26 protein-coding genes are annotated in these 25,326 nt (G+C 68.3%); 16 read left to right on the top strand and 10 right to left on the bottom strand.

Annotated features, from left to right (window positions below):
• Nucleotides 1-55: 55 nt before the first annotated feature.
• Complete coding sequence (locus ACSQ2H_RS15585) at nt 56-445, bottom strand: RusA family crossover junction endodeoxyribonuclease (RefSeq protein WP_436062297.1); 390 nt, start codon at nt 443-445, stop codon at nt 56-58.
• A gap of 84 nt (nt 446-529) precedes the next feature.
• Between ACSQ2H_RS15585 and fumC the strand changes: the two genes are divergently transcribed.
• Nucleotides 530-1,921 carry a class II fumarate hydratase gene (gene fumC / locus ACSQ2H_RS15590; protein ID WP_436062298.1) on the top strand — a complete coding sequence of 464 codons (1,392 nt, stop codon included), beginning with the start codon at nt 530-532 and terminating at the stop codon, nt 1,919-1,921.
• A 68-nt stretch (nt 1,922-1,989) separates the two neighbouring features.
• Here the strand turns inward: fumC and ACSQ2H_RS15595 are convergent, their stop codons facing one another.
• Complete coding sequence (locus ACSQ2H_RS15595; RefSeq protein WP_436062299.1) at nt 1,990-3,006, bottom strand: polyprenyl synthetase family protein; 1,017 nt, start codon at nt 3,004-3,006, stop codon at nt 1,990-1,992.
• 113 nt (nt 3,007-3,119) lie between these two features.
• Between ACSQ2H_RS15595 and ACSQ2H_RS15600 the strand changes: the two genes are divergently transcribed.
• Nucleotides 3,120-3,884: a tRNA1(Val) (adenine(37)-N6)-methyltransferase gene (locus ACSQ2H_RS15600; protein ID WP_436062300.1), complete on the top strand. Its 765-nt coding sequence runs from the start codon at nt 3,120-3,122 to the stop codon at nt 3,882-3,884.
• Here ACSQ2H_RS15600 and ACSQ2H_RS15605 read toward each other — a convergent pair.
• On the bottom strand, nt 3,881-4,162 hold the full coding sequence (locus ACSQ2H_RS15605) for a hypothetical protein (RefSeq protein WP_436062301.1): 282 nt from the start codon (nt 4,160-4,162) through the stop codon (nt 3,881-3,883). The genes ACSQ2H_RS15600 and ACSQ2H_RS15605 overlap by 4 nt on opposite strands.
• An 80-nt stretch (nt 4,163-4,242) precedes the next feature.
• Between ACSQ2H_RS15605 and ACSQ2H_RS15610 the strand changes: the two genes are divergently transcribed.
• Nucleotides 4,243-4,665 (top strand): VOC family protein, encoded by a 423-nt coding sequence (locus ACSQ2H_RS15610; protein WP_436062302.1) that lies wholly within the window; start codon nt 4,243-4,245, stop codon nt 4,663-4,665.
• Here ACSQ2H_RS15610 and ACSQ2H_RS15615 read toward each other — a convergent pair.
• Complete coding sequence (locus ACSQ2H_RS15615; protein ID WP_436062303.1) at nt 4,662-6,035, bottom strand: alpha,alpha-trehalose-phosphate synthase (UDP-forming); 1,374 nt, start codon at nt 6,033-6,035, stop codon at nt 4,662-4,664. The two genes, ACSQ2H_RS15610 and ACSQ2H_RS15615, sit on opposite strands and share 4 nt — an antisense overlap.
• Before the next feature lie 375 nt (nt 6,036-6,410).
• Between ACSQ2H_RS15615 and ACSQ2H_RS15620 the strand changes: the two genes are divergently transcribed.
• Nucleotides 6,411-7,109 (top strand): peptidoglycan DD-metalloendopeptidase family protein, encoded by a 699-nt coding sequence (locus tag ACSQ2H_RS15620; protein ID WP_436062304.1) that lies wholly within the window; start codon nt 6,411-6,413, stop codon nt 7,107-7,109.
• A 13-nt stretch (nt 7,110-7,122) separates the two neighbouring features.
• On the opposite strand, the gene ACSQ2H_RS15625 is transcribed toward ACSQ2H_RS15620, so the two are convergent.
• A complete protein-coding gene (locus tag ACSQ2H_RS15625; RefSeq protein WP_436062305.1) occupies nt 7,123-7,611 on the bottom strand; it encodes a hypothetical protein in 489 nt (162 codons plus the stop codon).
• Between the two features lie 136 nt (nt 7,612-7,747).
• A complete protein-coding gene (ilvC, locus tag ACSQ2H_RS15630; RefSeq protein WP_436062306.1) occupies nt 7,748-8,767 on the bottom strand; it encodes a ketol-acid reductoisomerase in 1,020 nt (339 codons plus the stop codon).
• Nucleotides 8,768-8,972: 205 nt separating this feature from the next.
• Here ilvC and ACSQ2H_RS15635 point away from each other — a divergent pair, with 205 nt between their 5' ends.
• Nucleotides 8,973-9,527 (top strand): DUF924 family protein, encoded by a 555-nt coding sequence (locus ACSQ2H_RS15635; RefSeq protein ID WP_436062307.1) that lies wholly within the window; start codon nt 8,973-8,975, stop codon nt 9,525-9,527.
• Here the strand turns inward: ACSQ2H_RS15635 and ACSQ2H_RS15640 are convergent.
• On the bottom strand, nt 9,524-9,814 hold the full coding sequence (locus ACSQ2H_RS15640; protein WP_436062308.1) for a hypothetical protein: 291 nt from the start codon (nt 9,812-9,814) through the stop codon (nt 9,524-9,526). The two genes, ACSQ2H_RS15635 and ACSQ2H_RS15640, sit on opposite strands and share 4 nt — an antisense overlap.
• Nucleotides 9,815-9,989: 175 nt before the next feature.
• Between ACSQ2H_RS15640 and ACSQ2H_RS15645 the strand changes: the two genes are divergently transcribed.
• The 6 genes from ACSQ2H_RS15645 (at nt 9,990) to ACSQ2H_RS15670 (ending at nt 14,845) form a co-directional block, all read left to right on the top strand.
• Nucleotides 9,990-10,826 carry a thymidylate synthase gene (locus ACSQ2H_RS15645; protein ID WP_436062309.1) on the top strand — a complete coding sequence of 279 codons (837 nt, stop codon included), beginning with the start codon at nt 9,990-9,992 and terminating at the stop codon, nt 10,824-10,826.
• 111 nt (nt 10,827-10,937) lie between these two features.
• A complete protein-coding gene (locus ACSQ2H_RS15650) occupies nt 10,938-11,162 on the top strand; it encodes a hypothetical protein (protein ID WP_436062310.1) in 225 nt (74 codons plus the stop codon).
• A 116-nt stretch (nt 11,163-11,278) separates the two neighbouring features.
• Nucleotides 11,279-11,962 (top strand): response regulator transcription factor, encoded by a 684-nt coding sequence (locus ACSQ2H_RS15655; protein WP_436062311.1) that lies wholly within the window; start codon nt 11,279-11,281, stop codon nt 11,960-11,962.
• Nucleotides 11,959-13,359, top strand: a complete 1,401-nt coding sequence (locus tag ACSQ2H_RS15660) for an ATP-binding protein (RefSeq protein WP_436062312.1) — start codon at nt 11,959-11,961, stop codon at nt 13,357-13,359. The genes ACSQ2H_RS15655 and ACSQ2H_RS15660 overlap by 4 nt, the downstream gene beginning before the upstream one ends.
• Nucleotides 13,356-13,874 carry a dihydrofolate reductase gene (locus tag ACSQ2H_RS15665; protein WP_436062313.1) on the top strand — a complete coding sequence of 173 codons (519 nt, stop codon included), beginning with the start codon at nt 13,356-13,358 and terminating at the stop codon, nt 13,872-13,874. The genes ACSQ2H_RS15660 and ACSQ2H_RS15665 overlap by 4 nt, the downstream gene beginning before the upstream one ends.
• Before the next feature lie 59 nt (nt 13,875-13,933).
• Nucleotides 13,934-14,845: an SMP-30/gluconolactonase/LRE family protein gene (locus ACSQ2H_RS15670; protein WP_436062314.1), complete on the top strand. Its 912-nt coding sequence runs from the start codon at nt 13,934-13,936 to the stop codon at nt 14,843-14,845.
• A gap of 136 nt (nt 14,846-14,981) precedes the next feature.
• On the opposite strand, the gene ACSQ2H_RS15675 is transcribed toward ACSQ2H_RS15670, so the two are convergent.
• Nucleotides 14,982-16,082 carry an NADH:flavin oxidoreductase gene (locus tag ACSQ2H_RS15675; protein ID WP_436062315.1) on the bottom strand — a complete coding sequence of 367 codons (1,101 nt, stop codon included), beginning with the start codon at nt 16,080-16,082 and terminating at the stop codon, nt 14,982-14,984.
• Nucleotides 16,083-16,249: 167 nt separating this feature from the next.
• On the opposite strand from ACSQ2H_RS15675, the gene ACSQ2H_RS15680 reads away from it, so the two are divergent.
• Nucleotides 16,250-17,527, top strand: coding sequence for a cytochrome P450 (locus tag ACSQ2H_RS15680; RefSeq protein WP_436062316.1), 1,278 nt, complete (start codon nt 16,250-16,252; stop codon nt 17,525-17,527).
• Nucleotides 17,528-17,568: 41 nt separating this feature from the next.
• On the opposite strand, the gene ACSQ2H_RS15685 is transcribed toward ACSQ2H_RS15680, so the two are convergent.
• Nucleotides 17,569-18,756 (bottom strand): OprO/OprP family phosphate-selective porin, encoded by a 1,188-nt coding sequence (locus ACSQ2H_RS15685; protein ID WP_436062317.1) that lies wholly within the window; start codon nt 18,754-18,756, stop codon nt 17,569-17,571.
• Between the two features lie 141 nt (nt 18,757-18,897).
• The gene (locus ACSQ2H_RS15690; RefSeq protein WP_436062318.1) at nt 18,898-19,845 is read right to left on the bottom strand and encodes a LysR family transcriptional regulator; all 948 of its coding nucleotides are present in this window, start codon (nt 19,843-19,845) and stop codon (nt 18,898-18,900) included.
• 150 nt (nt 19,846-19,995) lie between these two features.
• Here ACSQ2H_RS15690 and ACSQ2H_RS15695 point away from each other — a divergent pair, with 150 nt between their 5' ends.
• The 4 genes from ACSQ2H_RS15695 (at nt 19,996) to ACSQ2H_RS15710 (ending at nt 25,320) form a co-directional block, all read left to right on the top strand.
• Complete coding sequence (locus tag ACSQ2H_RS15695) at nt 19,996-21,075, top strand: HlyD family secretion protein (protein WP_436062319.1); 1,080 nt, start codon at nt 19,996-19,998, stop codon at nt 21,073-21,075.
• A complete protein-coding gene (locus ACSQ2H_RS15700) occupies nt 21,072-22,604 on the top strand; it encodes a DHA2 family efflux MFS transporter permease subunit (protein WP_436062320.1) in 1,533 nt (510 codons plus the stop codon). The genes ACSQ2H_RS15695 and ACSQ2H_RS15700 overlap by 4 nt, the downstream gene beginning before the upstream one ends.
• Nucleotides 22,588-24,063, top strand: coding sequence for an efflux transporter outer membrane subunit (locus tag ACSQ2H_RS15705; protein WP_436062321.1), 1,476 nt, complete (start codon nt 22,588-22,590; stop codon nt 24,061-24,063). Before ACSQ2H_RS15700 ends, ACSQ2H_RS15705 begins: the two co-directional genes overlap by 17 nt.
• 147 nt (nt 24,064-24,210) lie before the next feature.
• Nucleotides 24,211-25,320 carry an efflux RND transporter periplasmic adaptor subunit gene (locus ACSQ2H_RS15710; protein ID WP_436063578.1) on the top strand — a complete coding sequence of 370 codons (1,110 nt, stop codon included), beginning with the start codon at nt 24,211-24,213 and terminating at the stop codon, nt 25,318-25,320.
• Nucleotides 25,321-25,326 lie beyond the last annotated feature (6 nt).

Here is a 25,326-nt window from a genome sequence, read left to right on the forward strand (position 1 = left end):
CTCCGGGATTTGCGAACCGCGGCCGCGCCCACCAGGGCGCGGCCGCTTTCGTTTCTCAACGCTGGTAGGCGGCGCCCAGCAGGTTCACGTCCGACAGCTTGCGCACGGTCACCGTGATCTGCTCGCGGTCCCCAGCCCGCCGCTCGACCAGCAGCCGCGCCACCTGGGCGTCGTCGTGGAAGGTGTAGCCCTTGATGGCGTCCAAGATCGCCTTGGCCAGGTTGTCCAGGTCGATCCAGGGCGGGTCGCCGACATACTCCATGACGATGTCGACGCCGAACTCACCCCAGCTCGGCCGCGAGCCGCGCCAGGCTTTTCGGAAGAACTCATAGACCAGCGGCTTGTAGTACTTCGCCTGGGTGGTCAGGCCGTCGACCACCACCTCGACGACGCCCTCGGCCTCGCGCGCCCGCACCTTCCCGTGGGATATCCAATCGCCGTCCATGCCCCTCCTTAGGGCCTGCGCGCCTTGCAGTCTCGCGCGTGTTCGCTAAACCGGCGCTGCGAACTCACCGGAGCTGAAGACATCATGACCGCGACCCGCACCGAGACCGACACCTTCGGACCCATCGAGGTCGCGACCAACGTCTATTGGGGCGCGCAGTCGCAGCGCTCGATCGGCAACTTCAAGATCGGCTGGGAACGCCAGCCGAAGTCGGTGATCCGCGCCCTCGGCATCGTCAAGCGCGCCGCCGCCGAAGCCAACATGGAGCTCGGCAAGCTCGACCCGAAGATCGGCGCGGCCATCGTCGCCGCCGCCCAGGAAGTCATCGACGGCAAGCTCGACGACCACTTCCCGCTGGTGGTCTGGCAGACCGGCTCGGGCACCCAGTCGAACATGAACGCCAACGAGGTGATCTCGAACCGCGCCATCGAGATGCTGGGCGGGGTCATGGGCTCCAAGAGCCCGGTGCACCCGAACGACCACGTCAACATGAGTCAGTCGTCGAACGACACCTACCCGACGGCCATGCACGTCGCCTGCGCCGAGCAGGTGGCCAAGGAACTGATGCCGGCGCTCGAGCACCTGCACGCGGCCCTGAAGGTCAAGGTCAAGGCCTTCGACCACATCATCAAGATCGGCCGCACCCACACCCAGGACGCCACCCCGCTGACGCTGGGCCAGGAGTTCTCGGGCTACTCGCAGCAGGTCGCCAACGGCGTGCGCCGCATCAAGGACAGCCTCTACGGCCTCTATGAACTGGCCCAGGGCGGCACCGCGGTCGGCACCGGCCTCAACGCCCCGGTCGGCTTCGCCGAGCTGGTCGCCAAGAAGATCGCCGAGATCACCCACCTGCCGTTCGTGACCGCGCCGAACAAGTTCGAGGCCCTGGCCGCCCACGACGCCATGGTCTTCAGCCATGGCGCGATCAACACGGTCGCCGGCTCGCTGTTCAAGATCGCCAACGACATCCGCTTCCTGGGCTCCGGCCCGCGCTCGGGCCTCGGTGAACTGGCCCTGCCGGAAAACGAGCCCGGCTCGTCAATCATGCCGGGCAAGGTCAATCCGACCCAGTGCGAAGCCCTGACCATGGTCTGCACCCAGGTGTTCGGAAATAACGCCGCCCTGACCTTCGCCGGCGCCTCGGGCCACTTCGAGCTCAACGTCTTCAACCCGGTGATGGCCTATAACTTCCTGCAGTCGTGCCGCCTGCTGGCCGACGCCTCGATCTCGTTCACCGACAACTGCGTGGTCGGCATCGAGGCCCGCGAGGACAACATCAAGGCGGCGCTCGAACGCTCGCTGATGCTGGTCACCGCCCTGAACAGCAAGATCGGCTACGACAACGCCGCCAAGATCGCCAAGACGGCCCATAAGAACGGCACGACCCTGCGCGACGAAGCCGTCGGCGGCGGCTACGTCACCAACGAAGAGTTCGACGCCCTCGTGCGCCCGGAAAAGATGATCAGCCCGGGCTGATCATCGACGCCCTGAAACGGAAAAGGCCGCCCGAGGGCGGCCTTTTTTGTGCCTGGAGCGGGAAGCCGCTACGCCTTCCGCTGGACCGCGAAGTCGGCGAGGTCTTCCAGCGCCGGGCGCCAGCTGTTGCTGGTCGCGAAGTCGGTCAGCTGCGCCTTGGCGGTCGCGGCATAGTCGCCGGCCAAGGCCAGGGTCGCCGCGTCGGCGCCGGTCGAGGCCACCAGGCCGCGGGCGCGTTCGAAGTCTTCTTCGCTTTGCTCGCGGCGGCCGACCGTCCGGTCCCAGAACGGCTTCTCGGCCGCGCCGGTCTTGGCGATGGCCAGCAGCAACGGCAGCGTCGCCTTGCCTTCGCGGAAGTCGTCGCCGGCGTTCTTGCCCAGGGTGGCCGCGTCGCCGCTGTAGTCGAGGGCGTCGTCGACCAGCTGGAACGCCAGGCCCAGGTCCTGACCGAACTTGCGCAGCGCCTCACGACGTTCGGGGCTGGCCCCGGCCGACACTGCGCCGGCCTCGGCCGCGGCGGCGAACAGTTCGGCGGTCTTGGCCTTGATGATCTCCAGGTACAGATCCTGCGACAGGTTCAGGTCGTGGGCGCGCGTCAGCTGCAGCACCTCGCCCTCGGCGATGACGCGGCTGGCGCGGGCCAGGATCTCCAGCGCCTGCATCGAACCGGCCTCGACCATCAGTTCGAAGGCGCGGGCGAACAGGAAGTCGCCGACCAGCACGCTCGCCGGAGCTCCCCAGATCAGGTGCGCGGCGACCTTGCCGCGGCGCAGCTGCGAGGAGTCCACCACGTCGTCGTGCAGCAGCGTCGCGGTGTGAATGAACTCGACCGCCGCTGCCAGCTTCAGGCAGGCGTCGTCCTGGGCCCCGGCGACGCGCGCGGCGGCGATGGTCAGCAACGGACGCAGGCGCTTGGCCGATCCGCCGATCAGGTGCTCGGCCAGGGCCGGGATCACCGAGACGGGGCTCTGCATGCGATCACGGATCAGGGCGTCGACCTTGGCCATGTCGGGCTTCGCGAGTTCCAGGAGCCCGTCGATCGAGACGGGTTTTTCGCGGGCGATCGCGGCGCTGGCGGCGTCCAAAATACCGTAACTCCAAGGCGTTCGACGCCCCTCGCAAGGGGCCGGCGTTTGCGGGCGACAATGGTCACGGGATAGACCAGGGTCAAGGCGGGCTTAGCCGTCTCCGAGCGCAAATGGAACCAGTGTCAGACCTGACAGACGCGGCAATTTCCGAGGACCGGCTGCTTGGCGGGCGAGTTCTGCTACGCCAGGGTGTGCGAGGCTATCGTGCAGGCATGGATGCGGCTCTGCTCGCGGCCGCCTGCGACGCCGGCGACGGCGCGCGGGTGCTGGAGGCAGGCTGCGGGCCGGGCGGCGCGCTGCTCGCCGCGGCCGCCCGCCGTCCGGGCGCGAGCTTCGTTGGAATGGAGCGTGACCCGACCGCCGTCGCCCTCGCCCGCCAGAACGTCCAGGCCAACAGCATGCAGGACCGCGTCGAAGTTCTCGAGGGCGACGTCGCCCTCCCCTTCAAACAACTTGGAAAGCCCCCGTTCGACGCGGTCATGGCCAACCCGCCGTTCTTCGACGATCCAGCGACGTTACGCGCGCCTGCGCCGGAGAAGACCGGAGCCTGGATGGCTGACGGCGGCTTGGCCGCCTGGACCGGCTTTCTGCTCAAGGCCGTGCGCGAGGGCGGATCTATCACCCTGATCCACCGCGCCGACCGTCTGGCCGACATCCTGGCCCTGCTCGCGCCCAAGGCCGGCTCGTTCCAGATCCGGCCCGTCCACCCGCGCGCCGAGGCGCCGGCCAAGCGGGTGTTGGTCCGCGCGATCAAGACCGGCAAGGCCCCGCTCGTGCTGCTGCCGCCGCAGGTTCTTCATCCCGCGCACGGCGCCAAGCACACCGCCGAGGCCGAGGCGATCCTGCGCGGGCAAGCCGCCCTCGCCTGGGCTTAGCTCTTAAACCACACCACCTGGTGGGAGACCGCCAGCAGGACGCCGTCGTCAGACCAGATTTCGGCGCTTTGATCGTTGAATCCGTGGCGGAAGACCCGCGCGTCGGCGACGCCCAGCACCGGCCGCGCGCCCTGGCGGACCAGCGCCGCCTCGTCGGCCATGAAGTAGGTCGACCGCGAGACCGTGGCGACCGGCGGGATGTCACAGGCGGTCAGGGAGTCGGTCATCGCGGCAGCATGAACGGGGCTGACGCGAGCGTCGATGACCTCGCTGGCCATCGCCTTTTGCAAAGCTATTGATTTACAAACATGACGGAGCCTTTTAGGAAAGTATGTACTTTCCAAATCAGGAGGTCGCGATGTCGCCTGTCACCCTCGAACGACCGCCGCTGGCCGGTTGCATCCTGCGGGTGGCGCGGCCGACCGACCAGATGGAGGCCATCGTCGCCTTCTATCGCGACGGCCTCGGCTTTCCTGAGCTGACCCGCTTTTCCGATCACGACGGCTTCGACGGCGTGATCCTCGGCTTCCCAGGCGCGCCCTATCACCTGGAGTTCACCAGCGCCCGCGGCCACGCCGCCGGCCGCGCGCCGACGCCTGACAACCTGCTCGTGGTCTACATGCCCGACGCCCGCGCCTGGAGCCGGATGATCGGCGTCATGCAGCGGCGCGGCCATCGCCCGGTGGAATCCTTCAATCCCTACTGGGACCGCGAAGGCGTCACCTACGAGGACCCCGATGGCTACCGGGTGGTCCTCCATCAGGGAATCTGGCCGGTCTAGCGCGCGGCCAACGCCGCGACATAGTCGTCGCGCCAGGCCGAGACGTCGGTCCGTCGCAGCCCGTCCATCAGCGCGCTCCAGCGATCGATGCGCTCGGCCTTGTCCATGGCCAGCCCGCGCACGATGGCCTCGGCCACCTCCTCGCGGTTGAACGGATTGACGATCAGCGCCTGGCTCATCTGCTCGCTGGCGCCGGCGAATTGCGACAGCACCAGCACGCCCGGATCGTCGGAGTCCTGGGCGGCGACGTACTCCTTGGCCACCAGGTTCATGCCGTCGCGCAGCGGCGTCACCAGTCCGATCCGCGCGGCGCGGTAGACACCAGCCAGCTCGTCGCGGCGATAGCCCCGGTTCACATAGCGGATCGGCACCCAGTCGACGGTGGCGAAGGCGCCGTTGATCCGCCCAGTCACGGCGTCCAGCCGCGCACGGATGTCCTGATAGGCGTCGACCTCCTCGCGGCTGGGCGTCGCGATCTGCAGCAGGAAGACCTGTTCGCGCAGTTCCTCGTGGTCGAGCAGCACCTGCTCATAGGCCAGGAACCGCTCTTCGAGCCCCTTGGAGTAGTCGAGGCGATCGACGCCGACGATCATCGCCCGGCCGTTCTGGCTGGCCTGCATCCGCTCCAGCTCCGCCTTGGCGACCTCGCCGGCGGCGGCGGCCTCGAAGCCTTCGACGTCCAGTCCGATCGGGAACGCCCCGATCTTGCTCGAGCGGCCGAACGCGTGGCCGACGCCCTCGTCGTCGACGGTCCCGCCTACCTCGGCGGTCACGTAGTCGCGGAAGGCGCTGGCGGAGTCCTCGGTCTGGAAACCCAGCAGGTCGTAGGCGAACAACGCCTCGACCAGGGCCGCATGATCCGGAAGAGTCAGCAGCAGCCGTCGCGCCGGCCAGGGGATGTGCAGAAAGAAGCCGATGCGGTTGCGCACCCCTCGCCGCCGCAACTCCTGCGCCAGCGGGATGAGATGGTAGTCGTGGACCCAGATCAGGTCGTCGGGCCCGATCAACGGCGCCAGGGCGTCGGCGAAGCGCGCGTTGACCCGGCCGTAGCCTTCGCTGAACGAGCGCTCGTAGGCGGAAAGGTCGACGCGGTAGTGGAAGAGCGGCCAAAGCGTGCGGTTGGCGTAGCCGTTATAGTACTCCTGGCGATCCTGCTCCTCGAGATCGACGGTCGCCACGGTCACGCCGCCGACCTTCTGGATCGAGATCTGGCCCGTGTACTCATCGACCGTCTGGCCGCTCCAGCCGAACCAGACGCCGCTGTGCTCGCGCAGCGCCGCGGCCAGCGCCATGGCCAGGCCGCCGACCGCGCCCTCGCCGCCGTCTCCGGGCGGCTGCACGCGATTGGACACCACGATCAGACGACTCATCGCACGCACCTCGACTGATGACGAACGGGCACGCGTATAGATTTCGCTTTTACAAACAGTATTTGAGACTTTCCTTAGCCGATGTCAGAACATCCGACACGTTCGGCTCGAATAGGTCAGATCGAACGCTGCGGCCCGACCGCTCGCCCGCAAAAATATATGGGCGATACTGCGAACATCTCGCACCGACCTTGTAACACATCTCAGGGGCGCGTCGCCCAGTCTCACGCAACCGTGACCTTGCACATTTAGACCAGCGACACCCGGTCACATGCTGCGGGCCGACGCGAGTCTCCATATGGACCGCCAGGGGCGAAGTGAGGGCCCGGCGTCCAACGTCGATCAGCCGCCATTCGAAGAGGAAACGACAGACGCATGTTCCGCGCCACGACGACGCCTGCTCCTGACAAGTTCCACCTCTGGATGACCCAGACCTGGCTGACTCTGGGCGCCGCCGTTCTCGCTGCGGGCTTCCTGCAGGCTGGCGCGCACGCCGCCGCCCGCGCCAGCTTCACCAGCGCCCATGGGGACAAGCCCCTGGCCTTGGCGTTGGAACCCGTCGCGCCGCCCGCAACTGGCGAGAAGGTGTTGGTCTGGCAGGGCAAGGACGTCGACGGCGACGGCGCCGCCGATTTCGTCAATCCGACCGGAAACGCCCCCCGCACGCATGACGCCTACGGCTTTGGCGCGTTCGGGGCCTCGCGCGACGGCGGTTCGCGCAAGCACGAGGGCGTCGACTTCATGGCCGACGCGGGCCAGGCGGTCGCCGCGCCGATCTCCGGCTATGTCACCAAGGTCGGCATGGCCTATGCCGACGATAAGCACCTGAAGTTCGTCGAAATCACCAATCCGGCCATCAAGTATGTGGCCCGGGTGTTCTACATCGACCCCAACGTCGCCGAAGGCGACATCGTGCGCCTAGGCCAGGACATCGGCGTCGCCCACGGCCTGCAGGCCCGCTACCCGGGCGGCATGACCGACCACGTGCACCTGGAACTGATGGGCCCGAACCAGAAGCGCATGGACGCCACCGCCGTGCTCAGCGAGCGCTATGTCACCCGCTTCGGCGCCTAGTCCTTGCGGCGGCTTACCCCTTGCGACGGTAGGTGTAGTCGTACCGGACGCGCCAACTGACGCCATAGTCGCCTGAGCTTTCCGACCACTGGCGAACCGCGCCATCCGCCGTCGGCTGCAGGTGCATGCGGATCAGCACCGTCGCCGCGTCCGGACGCTCCTGTCCGCTCAACAGGCTCATGCGTCGGCCGTCCCATCGGCCGGCGAACAGCCGCCGCGCGCCCGTGGAGCCCGAACCGAACTGAACCCACTCGCGACGCGCGCGGTCCCACATATTCAGGCTGCCGCCCTCGAAGCCGTCGACGCCCTTGAAGTCCTCCTGCAGGCCACACCCCTTGAAGACAGGCGCGATCTCGCTCTCTCCAGCCGGCGCGCCGGTCCTGGTGTCGCGAACCTCCCAACGCCCAAGCCAGAAGTCGAGCTGTCGGTGCTCGGCGGCCGAGCAGTCAATCACCGCAGCGGAAGGGGGCGCTGCCTGGAGCATCAAGAGCGGAATGAGCATTCCCCCACCCTGCCCCATCGGCGCGCCGACCAACCCGCTTCAGCGGTGAAGGTCTTCGGGCTCGCGACCAAACTGGACAAACGAAAAGGCCCGGACGCGAGTCCGGGCCTTTCTAGTCTCTGAAAGCTGAACGCCCTTAGTTGCGGGCGGTGTCGACCAGCTTGTTCTTGGTGATCCAGGGCATCATGGCGCGCAGGCGCTGACCCACTTCCTCGATCTGATGCTCGGAGGCGCGGCGACGGGTCGCCTTCAGGCTCGGCTGACCGGCCTCGTTCTCCAGCATGAAGTCGCGCACGAAGCGGCCCGACTGGATGTCTTCCAGCACGCGCTTCATCTCGGCCTTGGTGTCCGGGGTGACCATGCGCGGGCCGGTGACGTACTCGCCGTACTCGGCCGTGTTCGAGATCGAGTAGTTCATGTTCGAGATGCCGCCTTCGTAGATCAGGTCCACGATCAGCTTCACCTCGTGCAAGCACTCGAAATAGGCCATTTCGGGCGCATAGCCCGCCTCGACCAGGGTTTCGAAGCCGGCGCGGATCAGTTCCACCAGGCCGCCGCAGAGCACGGCCTGCTCGCCGAACAGGTCGGTCTCGCACTCTTCACGGAAGGTGGTCTCGATGACGCCCGAACGGCCGCCGCCGATCGCCGAGGCGTAGGCCAGACCGAAGTCCAGCGCGTTGCCCGTCGAGTTGTGGTGGATGGCGATGAGGCACGGCACGCCGCCGCCCTTTTGATACTCGCCGCGCACGGTGTGACCCGGGCCCTTCGGCGCGATCATCAGGACGTCGATGCTGTCCTTCGGCTCGATCAGGTTGAAGTGCACGTTCAGGCCGTGCGCGAACAGAAGCGCCGCGCCGTCCTTGATGTTCGGGGCGATTTCGTTGGCGTAGATGCCGCGTTGCAGTTCGTCGGGCGCCAGCACCATGATGGCGTCGGCCCAGGCCGACGCGTCAGCCACGGTCATCACCTTCAGGCCGTCGGCTTCCACCTTCTTGGCGGTGGCCGAACCCGGGCGAAGCGCTACCACTACGTCTTTGACGCCGGAGTCCTTAAGGTTCAGCGCGTGAGCGCGACCTTGGCTACCATAGCCTACGATCGCAATCTTCTTGTCCAGGATGCGGGCGAGGTCGGCGTCGCGGTCATAGTAGACGCGCATGATCATTCTCCTGAAGTCGAAGGTAGCCACGGTTCCGCGCAACGGCGCCGCAGCAAAGGCCGGGCTATGGAGGGGAATTTTGCGCGGAGGTCAAGGGAAGCTCTCGGCGATGCGGCGTTTCGCCGGAAAAACTGAATGCCTGCGGTCGCCCTTGAACCAAATCCGCCTCCGTTGGACATAGGCTATCCAAGCAGGAGGTCAGTGCATGGCGGCGACACCCAAGGACGTGGTCGGCTTCTGGACGGCGGCGGGACCCGAAAAGTGGTTCGCCAAGAACGCCAGGTTCGACGAGGCGATCGCGCTCAGGTTCGAGCCTGTGCATTACGCCGCCGCCCGCGGCGAGTACGACGGCTGGATGGCCTCGCCCGAAGGCTCTCTGGCGCTGCTGATCCTGCTCGATCAGTTTCCGCGCAACCTCTATCGCGGCTCGGGCCACGCCTTCGCCACCGATCCGAAGGCCCGCCACGTCGCGCGCAACGCCCTAGCCTCGGGACACGACCGCGCGACCGACGCAGGCCTGCGTCAGTTCTTCTACCTGCCCTTCGAGCATTCCGAGGACCTCGCCGATCAGGACGAGGCCGTTCGCCTCTTCACTGGCCTGAAGGACGACGCCGGCGATGCGGAATCGCTGCGCTGGGCCGACCTGCATCGGGAGATCATCGTCAGGTTCGGGCGCTTTCCCCACCGCAACGCCTGCCTCGGACGGGTCAGCACCACCGAGGAGCTGGCGTTCCTGAGCGACGGGGGCTTTTCAGGTTAGGGACCGACGCCGGGGGCGATCGCGGAGTTGGTCTGGATGTCGGACACCGCCTTGCGAGCCTCATCGCGACGAGCCTTAGCCTGCGCCGGGGTCATGCAGACCTTCTTGGAAAACCGGCTACCGGTCTCCGCCTCGTACTTGCAGACGAGCTTTTCTTCCTTGGCGGCCTTGGCCGGGGCGACGGCGGGCGCCGGAGCGGCCGATGTCGCGGGGGCCGCGGAGGGCGGCGTTTCGGTAGAAGCGCTGGACGCTGCAAGAACGGCGGCGAAGGCGAGCGAAACAAGCATTGAGTTCAGTCCTGAAGGCGTTGCACCAGACACAAGCGCAACCATGGAGTTCCTTTCGCCAATCTGCGCTATCTAGGATTTGCCGTCCAGCTGTGGACGAACATCCCATTGGGGCGTTCACGCCAAGGCCGAATCACCACCGAATCACGACCCGAACAGCCAGCGGTCCCGCCTGATGAACGCTCACGTCGCCATCGCCGACGCCGCCGCCGACCACCCCGAGCGGCAGTACCTCGACCTGCTCCAGGACATCCTGGACAACGGCGCCCAGCGCGGCGACCGCACGGGCACCGGCACGCTGGGCGTCTTCGGCCGCCAGATGCGGTTCGATCTTGCCAAGGGCTTCCCGCTTCTCACCACCAAGAAGCTGCATCGCAAGTCGATCATTCTCGAACTGCTGTGGTTCCTGCGCGGCGACACCAACGTGAAGTGGCTGCAAGAACGCGGCGTCAGCATCTGGGATGAATGGGCGGACGAAGGCGGCGAGCTGGGCCCCGTCTACGGCAAGCAGTGGCGCTCGTGGACCGCGCCTGATGGCCGGGTGATCGACCAGATCGCCAATGTCGTCGAGGGGCTGAAGACCACGCCCAACTCGCGCCGCCACATCGTCTCGGCCTGGAACCCGGCCGACGTCGACGACATGGCGCTGCCGCCCTGCCACTGCCTGTTCCAGTTCTTCGTCGCCGATGGAAAGCTGAGCTGCCAGCTCTATCAGCGCTCGGCCGACGTGTTTCTGGGCGTGCCGTTCAACATCGCCTCCTACGCCCTGCTGACCATGATGGTCGCCAAGGTGACGGGTCTCGAACCGGGCGAGTTCGTGCACACCCTGGGCGACGCGCACCTCTATCTGAACCACCTCGACCAGGCCCGCGAGCAACTCGCCCGCCAGCCGCTGCCGCTGCCGGTGATGGAGATCGCCGACAAGCGTGACCTGTTCGCCTTCGAGTTCGAGGACTTCAAGCTCCGCGGCTACAAGGCCCACGACAAGATCGAAGCCCCGATCGCAGTCTAACCGGCTGGCCAAACTTACAGATTTGCGAGTTCGCGGACCGCGGCCTGAGGGCCCGCCGCGGTTTGCTCTCCTTGTCCGGAACGATCCGGCCGACATCTCTAGGAGAGCTTCATGCGCAACCTCATCGCCCCAGCGGCCATCGCCCTCAGCCTGATCGCCGGCTCGGCGGCTTTCGCCGCGACCCCGGCGCCCGCCGCCCCGGCCAAGACCACCATGGCCGCCGCCAAGCCGACCCCGGCCGCCAAGAAGGCCGAGTGCGAAAAGGCCTGGAACAGCCAAAAGACGCACACCGGCGACAAGGCCGCCTTCATCAAGGCGTGCGTCGCCAAGGGGTGATCCCCACCTCCCCTTGTGCGTTGGTCGGGCGGCCGGTCTCCCGCGGCCGCCCGACCGTCTTGGAGCCTTTCGAAAACCGCGCCATCCTCGCCGCAGAGCAAGACGGAGCGCCGCCCATGAGCCGCCGTATCCTGCTGGTCGAGGACGACGCCGAAACGGCCGACTACATCCTCAAGGGCCTGCGCGAGGAAGGCTACACGGCCGAACACGTAGCCGACGGCCGCGACGGCTTCTACGCCGCCAGCGGCGAAGGCTTCGACGCGGTCATCATGGACCGAATGGTCCCGGGCATGGACGGTCTCAGCGTCATCAAGGCGCTGCGCGCGGCCTCCATCTCCACCCCGATCATCATCCTGTCGGCGCTCAGCCACCTCGACGAACGTGTGAAGGGCCTGCGGGCCGGCGGCGACGACTACCTGACCAAGCCCTTCGGCTATTCCGAGCTCTCGGCGCGGCTGGAGAACCTGATGCGCCGGCGGTCGGGGCCTGAGGTCGAGACCAAGCTCGTCTGCGGCGACCTATCCATCGACCTGTTGTCGCGCCGGGTCAGCCGCGAGGGGCGCACGCTCGACCTGCTGCCGCGCGAGTTCAAGCTGCTGGAGTACCTGATGCGGCACAAGGACCGCGTCGTCACCCGCACCATGCTGCTCGAACAGGTCTGGGACTACCGCTTCGACCCTCACACCAGCGTCGTCGACACCCATATCAGCCGGCTGCGCAAGAAGATCGACGAAGGGTTCGCCCAACCGCTGCTGCACACTCTGCGCGGAACAGGCTACCGCCTGTCGCAGGAGCCGTGAGGCCGCTCGGTTCACGCCTGCGCCCCGGCGCGGTGTTCTTCGTCCTGCTGGCCGTGGCGCTCTCTGCCCTGGCCGTGGGCCTGCTGACCATCGACCGCGTCGGCGAGGCGATCATCGGCAAGCGCCAGCGCGAAGTGGCCGAGGCCGCGCGCGACTACTTCGTCGCCTTCGCCCATGAGGAAGGCTTGGCGCCGCTCGCCCGCGCCCTCGACCTGCGCGAGAAGACGGATCCGGGCGGCGCGTTCCGCTATGCGCTCTACGACGTGGACGGCCGCCTGCTCGGCGGCGCGCGACTTGAGACCGCCCAACAGCTGCCAGCCTCGGGCGCGGCCAAGCTCAACATCGTCGAGGAGGGCCGAGGCTCGCCCTGGCGGGTTCTGGTCCAACCGCTGTCGATGGGCGGCGCGCTGGTCGTCTACGAGGACATCGGCGAGCGCATCGCCTTCCGCCGCGCCCTCCTCGCCAGCGCTGCGATCGCGCTGCTCGCCGCGGTCGGCGCGGTGCTGCTGGCGGCGATCTGGTTCAACAGCCTGCTGCTGCGGCGCATGGAGACCCTGGCCGCCACCGCCGGCCGCATCGCCGACGGCGACCTGTCGGCCCGCACCGAAACCCACCCCAAGGGCGACGTCTTCGACCGGCTGGGGGAATCCATGAACGCCATGCTCGACCGCATCGAGGAGCTGATGACCGGCATGCGCACGGTCACCGACAGCCTCGCCCACGACCTGCGCTCGCCCCTCACCCGCATGCGCGCCGACCTCGCACGCGCCCTCGAACCGCAGATTGGCGAGGAGGACCGGCTCGACGCCATTGAGCAGGCGCACGGCGAGGCCGACCGCGCGCTCTCGACCTTGTCGGCGCTGATGGACATCGCCCGCGCCGAGGCGGGCCTGTCGCGCGACATGATGGCCCCGTTGGACCTCGCCGCGCTGGTCGCCGAGGTCGGCGAACTGTTCGCCCCGGTGATCGAGGACGCCGGCCAGACCTTCGTCGCCCCCGAGCCGCGCGGCCCGCTCGTCGTCCAGGGCCACGAACTGATCCTGCGCCAGGCCGTCGGCAACCTGCTGCACAACGCCGCCCACCACGCCGGCGATGGCGCGGTCGTCCGCCTGACGCTCGAGGAGGCGCCTGGCCTGATCCGCATCGTGGTCAGCGATAGCGGCCCCGGCATCGCGCCGGAGCATCGCGGCCGCGTGCGCGAGCGGTTCGTGCGGCTCGACGAGGCCCGCTCCAAACCCGGCGGCGGGCTGGGGCTGGCCATCGCCGCGGCCTGCGCCAAGCTGCACGGCGGCGCCCTGGAGCTCGAGGACGCCCATCCCGGCCTGCGCGCAGTGATCGGCCTGGCCGACAATCGCCTGGGTCGCCCATCCACGGACTCTGCTATGACCGGGGCATGAGCACCCCGATCCTCACCGCCGGGCCCATCGCCCGCGACCGCAACGGCGTCATCGGCAAGGACGGCGCCCTGCCCTGGCGGCTCAAGACCGATCTCGCCAATTTCCGGGCGGTGACCATGGGCAAGCCGGTGATCATGGGCCGCAAGACCTGGGAGAGCCTGCCCAAGAAGCCGCTGCCCGGCCGCACCAACATCGTGCTGACCCGCGACGGATCCTTCGAGGCCAAGGGCGCGGTGGTCTGCGACAACTTCAGCGAGGCGGTCTCCATCGCCCGCGAACAGGCGGCCGAGGACGGCGTCGGCGAGTTCTGCGTGATCGGCGGCGCCTCGCTGTTCGAGCTGGCCCTGACCCGCGCCCAGCGCATCTACCTGACCGACGTCGACGCCGAGGTCCCTGGCGACGTCACCCTCTCGCCGATCGACGAGGCCCGCTGGACCGAGGTCAGCAGCGTCTCGCACCCGGCCGGGGAAGGCGACGAACACGCGTTTAAAATTCGGGTGTTGGAACGCCGCTGATCGGTCATAGTCGAGCCCTCAACGCCACCGTTCCGAGTGGCCAGCCAGGAGGGACGACCATGGATATGCAGCTTGTCGCCGAGGGCTTCGAGTTTCCCGAGGGCCCGATCGCCATGAACGACGGCTCGGTGATCCTCACCGAGATCAAGGGCCAGCGCCTGACCCGCGTCCATCCTGACGGACGCAAGGAGATCGTGGTCGAAACCGGCGGCGGCCCGAACGGCGCGGCCATCGGCCCGGACGGCGCCATCTACATCACCAACAACGGCGCCTCGTTCACCTGGCCGACCCAGGACGGCCTGACCATTCCGGGCCCGACGCCCGACACCCACAAGGGCGGCTACATCCAGCGCTACGATCTCGCCACCGGCGAGCTCAAGACGCTCTACGACAGCTGCGAGGGACGCCCCTTCGTCGGCCCCAACGACCTGGTGTTCGACAAGCAGGGCGGCTTCTGGTTCTCCGATCACGGCGCCAGCACCCCCGACGGCCGCCGCTTCGGCGCGCTCTACTATGGGAAGATCGACGGCAGTCACGTCAGCCGCCAACGCGACCACCTGATCGCACCGAACGGCGTCGGCCTCTCGCCGGACGAAAAGACCGTCTACCTCGCCGACACCCAGCTCGGCCGCCTCTGGGCCTTCGACGTGGTCGAGCCCGGCGTGCTGGCCCCACCGGCCGGCTTCGCGCCCGGCCGCTCGGTCTGCAACCTGCCGGGCGTCCAGTTCCTCGACAGCCTGGCCGTCGAGGCCTCGGGCAAGGTCTGCGTCGCCACCATCCTCAACGGCGGCATCACCGCCTTCGATCCGAACGGCACGGTCGAGCACTATCCGGTGCCCGACTTCATCACGACCAACATCTGCTTCGGCGGCCCGGACATGAAGACGGCGTGGATCACCGCCTCCTCGACCGGCAAGCTCTACAAGACCACCTGGCCGCGCCCGGGTCTGAAGCTGAACTTCAACGGCTAGGCAGGCCAATTCCTCCCCTCTTGGGGGAGGTGGATTGGAGCCTGGCGCCGAGACGGAGGGGGCCTGCTGAGGCTGCAGTCCCCCTCAGCCCGCCATTCGGCGGACAGCTCCCCCAGTGGGGGAGCAACTAGAGGCCCTAGTAAAGCTTCGCCAGCGCGTCGCGCTCGAAGTTCTTCAGTTCGCCAGTGCGGCCTTCGCGGATCTTCACGACCCACTCCGGATCCTGCAGCAGGGCGCGGCCGACGCCGACCAGGTCGAACTCCCCGCGGTCCAGGCGGCGCTCCAGCTCCTCCAGCGAGGCCGGCTTGGAGCCCTCGCCCGCAAAGGCGGCGATGAACTCGCCCGACAGGCCGACCGAGCCCACGGTGATGGTCGGCACGCCGGTCAGCTTCTTGGCCCAACCGGCGAAGTTCAGGTCCGAACCTTCGAACTCCGGCTCCCAGAACCGGCGCTGCGAGCAGTGCAGGATGTCGGCCCCGGCGTCGACCAGCGCGCCAAGCCAGGCTTCCAGCGCCTTCGGGTCCTGGGCCAGCTTCACCTCGTAGTCCTGCTGCTTCCACTGGCTGATGCGGATGATCACCGGATAGTCCGGTCCGACCGCCTTGCGCACCGCCTTCAGGATGTCGGCCGCGAACCGCGCGCGGCCCGGCAGGTCCTTCGAACCGTAGGCGTCTTCGCGCAGGTTGGTGCCATCCCAGAAGAACTGGTCGATCAGGTAGCCGTGCGCGCCGTGCAGTTCGATCGAGTCGAAGCCCAGGGCCTTGGCCGCGGCGGCGGCTTCGGCGAAGGCGCGCACCGCGTCGGCGACCTCTTCCTCGGTCATCGGCGCGCCGAACTCCTTGCCCGGACGCGACAGGCCGGACGGGCTGTCATAGGGGCCCGGCGGGTTCCACTCCGGATCGCGGGTCCGAACGTTGCCGACGTGCCAGAGCTGCGGCGCCATCACCCCGCCGACCGAGTGGACCTCGTCGATCACGTGCTTCCAGGCGGCCAGCTCCTTCTCGCCGTGGAATCGCGGAACGTTCTTGTCGTTGAGCGAGGCCGGGCGATCGACGCCGGTTCCTTCCGAAACGATCAGCCCCACCTGGGCCGCGGCGCGGCGCTTGTAGTACTGGGCCACGTCGTCCGTCGCGACGCCGTCCGGCGAGAATGAACGCGTCATGGGCGCCATGACGATGCGGTTGGGAAGGCGCAGACCCTTGAATTCAAAGGGCTTGAAGAGGACGTCGGCCGACATGGTCGCTCCGGTTTCAAACAGGTGTTCGCAGATTGCGGATTTACGCACGACCGGTCGTTTTGTCAGTTCAGATTTTCTGTTGCACGCCAGCAACTTCCCCTGAAGCCATTCCGGCGCCATTGTCAGGTGAACAGCGGTCACTCAAGGCCGGACTCGGAGGAAATGTGATGAGCGACGGCGCCGTCGATCTTAAGTCTGAAGCTCGCGCCAAGGCCTACGCCCTGCCGCTTGACGAGTTCAATGTGGCCGATCCGGAGCTGTTCCGCTCCGAGACCATGTGGCCCTACTTCGAACGCCTCCGGAAGGAGGACCCGGTCCACTACCACAAGGAAGGCCTGCACGAGGACGGCCCCTACTGGTCGGTGACCAAGTACAACGACATCATGGCGATCGACACCAATCACGAGGTGTTCTCGTCCGAGCCGTCGATCACGATCTTCGACCAGAAGGAGGACTTCACCCTCCCGATGTTCATCGCGATGGACCCGCCCAAGCACGACATCCAGCGCAAGACCGTCAGCCCGATCGTCTCGCCCACCAGCCTGCATGAACTCGAGCCGCTGATCCGCGAGCGCATCCAGCGCACGCTCGACAGCCTGCCGATCGGCGAGGAGTTCGACTGGGTCGACAAGGTCTCGATCGAGCTGACTACCCAGATGCTGGCGACCCTGTTCGACTTCCCCTGGGAAGATCGCCGCAAGCTGACCCGCTGGTCGGACATCGCCACCGCCGGGCCGGAATCGGGCCTGTTCAGCTCCACCGATCCCGAGGTCGCCGACCAGGAACGCAAGATGGAGCTGTTCGAGTGCGTGGACTACTTCACGCGCCTCTGGAACGAACGCGTCAACGAACCGCCGCGGGGCGACCTGATCTCCATGCTCGCCCACGGCGAGGCGACCAAGAACATGGATCGCATGGAGTATCTCGGGAACCTGATCCTGCTGATCGTCGGGGGCAACGACACCACCCGCAACACGATGACCGGCTCGGTCCTGGCCATGCACCAGAACCCTGACCAGAAGAAGAAGCTCTATGACAACCCGGCGCTGATCCCGTCGATGGTGTCGGAGACCATCCGCTGGCAGACGCCGCTGGCCCACATGCGGCGCACCCTGACCCAGGACTTCGAGTTCCAGGGCAAGCAGATGAAAAAGGGCGAGAAGGTCATCATGTGGTACGTCTCGGGCAACCGCGACGATGAGGTCATTGATCGGCCGAACGACTACATCATCGACCGCGAACGCCCGCGCAACCACATGTCGTTCGGCTTCGGCATCCACCGTTGCGTGGGCAACCGCCTGGCCGAACTGCAGCTGAAGATCCTCTGGGAAGAAGTCCTTCAGCGCTTCCCGTCGATCGAGGTGGTCGAAGAACCCAAGCGCGTCCTCTCGTCCTTCGTGAAGGGCTACGAGGCGATGAAGGTGGTCATCCCCTCGCGCTACTAGACACGACGAGCAGGGGGCCGGCGACGGCCCCCTGACTTGCCTCAGAACGCGATCTGCAGCCGACCGGCCAGGCTGTCGCCGTCATCGACGCCCGCGTACTTGCCGGCCCGGTGCGTGACCTCCCAGTGGTTGAGGTTGACCATCAGCCGCAGCCAGTCCTCCAGCCGCCAGTTCACGCCCACCTCGGCCTCCTGGCCCTTGCCGCCCAGCGGCGCGTCGGTGTTGTCCAGGGTCTGGTAGCGCACCGCCACCTCCCAGGCGCCCGGCCCGCCCTTCGACACCGGCGAGCGCGGCCCGATCTTCACGAAGGTTCCGCCGCGGCTCGAATAGGCCGAGTTCTCGCCGGTGATCATCCAGCCGGCGGTCCAGGCGGTGGCGTCGGCTGTCACATTGTCGGCGCGGGTGTCGATCACGCGTCGCCCGGCCTCGAAGAAGCCCCAGACCGGCCCGCGCGCGCCGCCGAGCTCCACCCCATAGCCGGTGCCATAGACGGGGGCACCCAGGGTTCCGAGCGGCACCTGGACTTCCTTGTTGAGGTGCCCGGCCCAGGCGATGTTGCGCGAGTGGCTGGCCAGATCGGCCGGAAAATCCTCGTAGAAGCCCCAGGCGCCCAGGTGCACGACGCCCGCCGCCGACTTCATCGGATTCCAGTGGGCCCGAACCAGATAGGTCGTCACGTCCCTGGCCACGCCCAGGTTGCCCGGATCGTCCCCCGCCACCTGGGTCGTCACGTGCCAGTCGCCGCCATAGACCTTGGCGATGCCGCCCCAGCCGTAATAGCCCTTCAGCGGGATCACCGCCTGGGCCACGGCGTTGCGCTCCAGGAACGGCGTGCCGTCCGAGCTGCTCGACCCGTCCAGCCCACGTTCGCTGAGCCGGTTGCCCAGGACCAGTTCGACATCCTTGCCCGCCCAGCGGTCGCGCCAGGCCAGATAGGTCCCCCGCAGGATCGCCTTGTCGCCGGCGAAGTCCCCCTCGGCGGTGTAGAACAGGTGGTCCCCGACCATGCCCTCGACGCCGAACCGCAGGGCGCGGACTTCGTCGCCCTTCAGATTGCGCTCAGCGAACGCCGACCCGCCGGTGGTCGAGGCGTCCAGCAGCAGCCGCCCCTTCGGCCGCAGGCTGAAGCCGCCGTCGGCGGTCACGAACTGGCGGCCGTCCCAATGGAAGTCCACGTCCGAGGCGGCGGCCGGCGCGGCGCAGGCCGCAAGCCCCGCGGCGCAGGCCATGGCTGACAATTTGAAAATGACGACGCCCCCCAGCGGCCTGCCCGACTCTGAGCCCCGCCGCCGCCGGCGTACCTGCTCGTCCATAAGACGCAGCAGATCAAGGTCTCAGCACCGGACCGGACGATCTAATCGTCGCGGCGCCTAGATCTTCCGCCCGACCTCGACGATCAGGTCCAGCAGCCAGGCGACGGCGCCGCGCTCGCCGCGCCGCACCACCGCCCCCAGGGTGAATGGCGGCGAGGCGCCGTCGGACTCGATCACCACCACGCGGCCAGCCTGCTCGGCCAGCATCGCCAGCCGCCGCGGCATCAGCGCCGCGACGTCGGTCTCCCCCACCATGACCAGCGCGGAGTAGGCGTCGGGCACGCTGATCGGGCTGTCGACCTCGCGCAAGGCGACCCCGCCCAGCGCATAGGAGTCGTGCCAGTTGGACAGCCGCTGCAGGCCCAGGCCGCGCCCCCGGGCCGGCTCGCGCGGCTCGGCTCCCGAGATCAGCAGCCGCGGCAGCTTGGCGAGCACCTCGTCGGAGATCCCCGGCGACAACGCCGGGTGGCCGGTCCGGATCACCCAGACCCCGGTCTCGTCGAACAGCGGAAAATGCTCGAACCGGTCGTCGACATGGTCGAAGGCGCCGATCACCACGTCCAGCCGCCCGCGGTCGAGGTCGTCGACCAGGTTCGAGGTCGGCGACACCAGGTGCAGCTTGGCCCCGGACGCCTCGGCCAGGACCCGGCGCACCACCGCCGGCATGATCACCGAGCTGGCATAGGGGCTGGCGGCGACATGGAACAATCGGTCGGTCGTCGCCGGATCGAACCGGCTCGGCGAGACCGCGTCCTCCAGCATCTTCAAGGCGACGCCGATCGCTGGCGCCATCTCCAGCGCGCGCGGCGTCGCCTGCAGGCCAGCCGCGCCGCGCTCGAACAGTTCGTCGCCCAGCGACGCACGTAGCCGGCCGAGCGCATGGCTGACCGCCGACTGGGTCAGGCCCAGTCGCTCGCCGGCCCGGGTGGCGCTCTGTTCCTCGAGCAGCGCCTGGAACACCCGCAACAGGTTCAGGTCGAGCGTATTGAAATGCGCATCATTCATATCCTTGGTGATAAACTATCATTTGGCTCATGGCATGTGGAGGCATATCTGCCGCGCTCCAGGTTGGGCCTCCCCGCCCTCCTCTCATGACAAGTCAGAGCCCTGCGCGGACGGCGATCAACCGGCCGCGCACAGACGTTGGAGCAGCGCGTGAGCGACGCGGAAGGCTATCAGGCGATCGCCGAGGCCGAACAGGAAGCGGCCAGCCAGCGGCCGCCGGAACGCACCCTTGGCCAGAAACTGCGGCTGCCGCTGATGATCGGCGGACCGGTCGTGGTGCTGGCCGCGGTCGGGTATTTCGTGCTGACGGGCGGGCGGTTCGAGACCACCGACAACGCCTATGTCCAAACGGCCCGCACGGCGATCAGCCCCAGCATCGACGGGCGGGTGATCGAGGTCGACGTCAAGGAGAACCAGACCGTCCGCAAGGGCGACGTGCTCTTCAAGCTCGACCCGGCCGACTATCAGGTCGCCGTCGCCCAGGCCGAGGCTGCGCTGGCCGCCGCCCGGTTCAACGTCGAGAGCACCCAGGGCGTCTACGCCCAGCGCGGCGCCGATCTGGCCGCCGCCCAGGAGCGGGTCAGCTACACCGAGCGCGAAGCCGTCCGCCAGAAGGGTCTGGCCGCCGCCGGCGTCTCTACCCAGGCCCAGGCCGACCAGGCCGCGCACGAGGCCGAGCAGGCCCGCCGCCAGGTCGCGGTCGTGCGCCAACAGATGGCCTCGGCCCTGGCCGACATCGGCGGCCGCGCCGGCGCCTCGCCGGACCAGCACCCCAAGGTCCTGCAGGCCAAGGCGGAACTGGAACGCGCCCGCCTGAACCTCTCCTACACCACGGTCATCGCGCCGGCCGACGGGGTCGTCGCCAAGGTCGAGCAACTGCAGGCCGGCAACCGCGTCGCCACCGCCCAGACCCTGTTCTGGCTGATCTCGGGCACGCCCTGGATCGAAGCCAACTTCAAGGAAGACCAGCTCGCCCATATGCGGGTCGGACAGCCGGCCACCGTCAAGGTCGACGCCTACGACCATGAACTGAAGGCCCATGTGGTCAGCTTCAGCCCCGGCACCGGCTCCAGCTTCGCGCTGCTGCCGGCCGAGAACGCCACCGGCAACTGGGTCAAGGTCGTCCAGCGGCTGCCCGTGCGCCTCGCGCTCGACGAGGCCGCCCCGAACCTCAGCGGCGGGCTCAGCGCCACCGCCAAGGTCGACGTCCGCTCGGCGCTCGGGAAATGACCAACTCCGCCGCCAACAAGGGCGATGGCGCCAACGTGGCGGCGATCACCATCTCCGTCATGCTGGCGACGGTGATGAACTCGCTGGACACGACGATCGCCAATGTCGCCCTGCCGCACATCCAGGGCAGCGTCTCGGCCTCGGCCGACCAGATCACCTGGGTCCTGACCTCCTACATCGTGGCGGCCACGATCATGACGCCGCTGACCGGCTTCCTGTCCGATCGCCTCGGCCGCAAGACTGTGTTCCTGGTCTCGATCGCCGGCTTCACGGTCGCCTCGATGCTGTGCGGCATCGCCGGCAACCTGGTCGAGATCGTGCTCTTCCGCCTGCTCCAGGGTCTGTTCGGCGCGGCCCTGATCCCGCTGTCGCAAGCCGTCCTGCTCGACATCAACCCGCCCGAGAAGCATGGCCAGGCCATGGCCGTCTGGGGGGCCGGCGCGGTGCTCGGCCCGATCCTCGGCCCGGCGCTCGGCGGCTGGCTGACCGACAACCTCGACTGGCGCTGGGTGTTCTTCATCAACCTGCCGATCGGCATCCTCGCCTTCGCCGGCGTCTTCCTGTTCCTCTCCGAGAAGAAGAGCGCCGAGAAGCGTCCGTTCGACGCTATCGGCTTCGCCACCTTGGCCCTGGCCATCGGGGCCTTCCAGATGATGCTCGACCGCGGCCCGGGCCAGGACTGGTTCGGCTCGGCCGAGATCTGGACCTATCTGGTGGTGGCGGTGATCGCCGTCTGGATGTTCGTGGTTCAGATGGCCACCGCGCCCAAGCCGTTCGTCGCCCGCGCGCTGATCGCCGACGCCAACTTCGTCACCTGCTGCGTGTTCGGCTTCTTCATCGGCATCCTGCTCTATTCGACCTTGGCCCTGCTGCCGCCGATGATGCAGACCCTGCTCGGCTACCCGGTCGCCTTCACCGGCCTGGTCAGCATGCCGCGCGGCATCGGATCGTTCATCGCCATGTTCGCGGTCGGCCAGCTCATCGGCCGGGTGAACATCAAGCTGATCCTGCTGGCCGGCCTCTCGATCAGCGCGATCTCGCTCTGGCAGATGACCCACTTCAGCCTGGGCATGGACACCCATCTGATCATCGTGTCGGGCTTCCTGTCCGGCGTCGGCACCGGCCTGATCTTCGTGCCGCTGTCGACCATCGCCTTCGCCACCGTGCTGCCCGAGCACCGGGCCGAGGGCGCGGGCCTCTTCACCCTGATCCGCAACATCGGCTCGGCGGCCGGCATCTCGATCATGCAGGCCCGCTTCGTCAGCGGCATCGAGGTCCACCACGCGACCCTGGTCGAGCACGCCCGCCCCGACAATCCGCTCTATCAGGCCTACGCCCCGCTGGCCTTCCACACCCAAAGCGCCATCGCCGGCCTCAACGCCATGATCACCCGTCAGGCCTCGATGCTGTCCTACATCGACGACTTCCGGCTGATGCTGGGCATCACCATCCTCTGCGCGCCGCTGATCCTGCTGATGCGCTCCCCCAAGACCAAGACCGAGACGGACCATCATGTCGCTGTCGACTAGTTCCCGCCGGCGCGCGCTGCTTGGCGCGAGCCTCTCCATCCTGCTGACCGCCTGCGCGACCGTCGGCCCCGACTTCCAGTCGCCCGATGCGCCGATCGCGAACGGCTACGCGATGGCCGGCGACGCCGCGCCCCAGGCGGCCCGGCTCGATCCGGCCACCGCCGCCAGCGGTCCCTGGTGGAACGCGCTCGGCTCGCCCGAGCTCAATGCTGTGATCCGCCAGGCCCTGGCCGGCAGTCCGACCCTGGTCGAGGCCGACGCCACCCTGCGCCAGGCCCGCTCGGCTCTGGCCCAGGCGCGCGGCGAGGCCGGTCCCCAGGCCGACCTCAACGCCGGGCTCCATCGCGAGCGCGCCAACCTCCAGGCCTTCGGCTTCACCGGCTTTGGCGACGTGCAGTTGGAGAACCCGACCTTCACCCTCTACTCGGTCGGCGGCGGCGTTGGTTACGACCTCGACCTGTTCGGCGGCGAACGTCGCCGCGTCGAGGGCGCGGCCGCCCGCGCCGAGGCTCAGGCCCGCCGCGCCGAGGCCGCCTATCTCACCCTCACCAGCAACGTCGCGCTGCAGGCGGTGACCATCGCCACCCTCCAGGCCCAGATCGACGCCACCGAGCAGATGATCGCCGCCGACCAGGCCAATGTCGAACTCGTCCGCAAGGCCAACGAACTCGGCGGTTCGACCAGCACCGCGCGCGTCGCCGCCCAGAGCCAGCTCGAGCAGGACCGCACCTTGCTGCCGCCGTTGCGCGCCCAGCTCGCCGCCGCCCGCCACGCCCTCGCCGTACTCGTCGGCCAGGCGCCCGCCGACTGGACCGCGCCCGACTTCCAGCTGACCCATCTCTCGCTCGCCGCGCCAGTCCCCGTCGCCCTGCCGTCCGAGTTGGTCCGCCGCCGGCCGGACATCCTGGCGGCCGAGGCCGACCTGCATGCGGCCACCGCCGACATCGGCGTGGCCACCGCCGACCTCTACCCCAAGCTCCAGTTGACCTCCTCGATCACCCAGGGCTCGCTGAAGGGCGCCAACCTGTTCGGCTACGGCGCGACGGGATGGGACATCGGCGCGGGCCTCACCGCTCCGCTGTTCAACGGCGGCGCGCTGAAAGCCCGACGCCAGCAGGCCCGCGAGGCCGCCGGCGCCGCCTCGGCCCGCTATCAGCAGACGGTGCTGACCGCCTTCGCCCAGGTGGCCGATGCGCTCACCGCGCTCTCGGCCGACGAGGACTCCCGCGCCGCGCACCAGCGCACCCTGGCGCAAGCCGACGAGAACCTGCGCCTGACCAAGGTCGCCTACGAACGCGGCGGCGGGGCCTTCCTCGACGTGCTCGACGCCCAGCGACGGGTCAACGAGAACCGCGCCTCCCTGGCCCGCGCCGACGGGCAGCGTTTGGCTGACGCTGTGCGCCTGTTCGCAGCGACCGGCGCCGACTGGCGAACCGTCCCGGCAAGCACTGGCGGCTGATAGCCAGAACACCGGTCTGCGAAACCCGATCCGGCGTCTCCGCGTTCAGAGCAAGCTGAACAGGACGAATGGGGGCGCGCGACCATGGTCGGTAGTCATCCACGCCGCGCCGCATGGGCTGGCCTCCTCGCGGGTCTCGCCTTGGCCGTGGCCGGCTGCGGCCGTGGCGGACAGCAGGCCGGGCCCCCGCCGCCGATGGAGGTCGACGCCCTCACCCTCGTGCCGCGAACCGTCGACGAGATCGTCGAGCTTCCCGGCCGCGTCGAGGCCGTCCGCACCGCCGAAGTCCGTGCCCGCGTCGACGGGATCGTCGAGCGGCGACTCTACGAAGAAGGCACCGACGTGCGCGAAGGCGCGCCCCTCTTCGCCATCGACCCGCGCGAGAAACGCGCCAGCGAGGCCAGCGCCCGCGCAGCCCTGCAGCGCGCCCAGGCCACGCTCGGCAACGCCCGCAAGGACCTGGCTCGCTATACGCCGCTGGTCGAACGCAAGGCGATCAGCGCCCAGGAATTCGACGCCGCCCAGGCCGCCGTACGCCAGGGCGAGGCCGACGTCGCCTCGGCCGAGGCGGCGCTTGAGAGAGCCAAGCTCGATCTGAGCTACACCACCGTCACCGCGCCGATCGGCGGCCGTGTCGGCCGGGCCGAAGTGACCGAGGGCGCGTTGGTCTCCGCCTCCCAGGCGACCCTGCTGACCCGGGTCGAGCAGCTCAGCCCGATCTATGTCCGTTTCTCGCTGCCCAACGCCGAAATCCTGGAACTGCGCCGCCGCGCCGCCAGCGCCAAGGTCAGCCTCCCCCGATTGGACAGGGTCGAGGTCCAGCTCGTCCTCGAGGACGGCAGCATCTATGGCCCGGTCGGGCATCTGAACTTCCTCGACCAGGCGGTCGATCCCTCGACGGGCGGGCTTCTGCTGCGCGCGGAGTTTCCGAACCCCGAGCGGGTCCTCCTGCCGGGCCAGTTCGTGCGCGCCCGCCTGGCCGGCGCGCCCATCCCCAACTCCCTGACCGTGCCGCAGCAGGCGGTGCAGATGTCCGGCGAGAACGCCAGCGTCATGGTCGTCGGGGCCGACGGGACGGTCGCGGCCCGCCCGGTGACGCTCGGGGCCATGACCGGCGATCACTTCGTCGTCGCCTCCGGTCTCAAGTCAGGCGAGCGGGTGGTCGTCGACGGCCTGCAGAAGGTCAAGCCCGGCCAGAAGGTGACCATCGCCAAGCCCAAGCCCGCCGCCGCGCCGCCTACGGCCGGAAAGCCTTAGGGACAG

Source organism: Phenylobacterium sp. LjRoot97 (assembly GCF_964254345.1).
GTDB lineage: Bacteria > Pseudomonadota > Alphaproteobacteria > Caulobacterales > Caulobacteraceae > Phenylobacterium.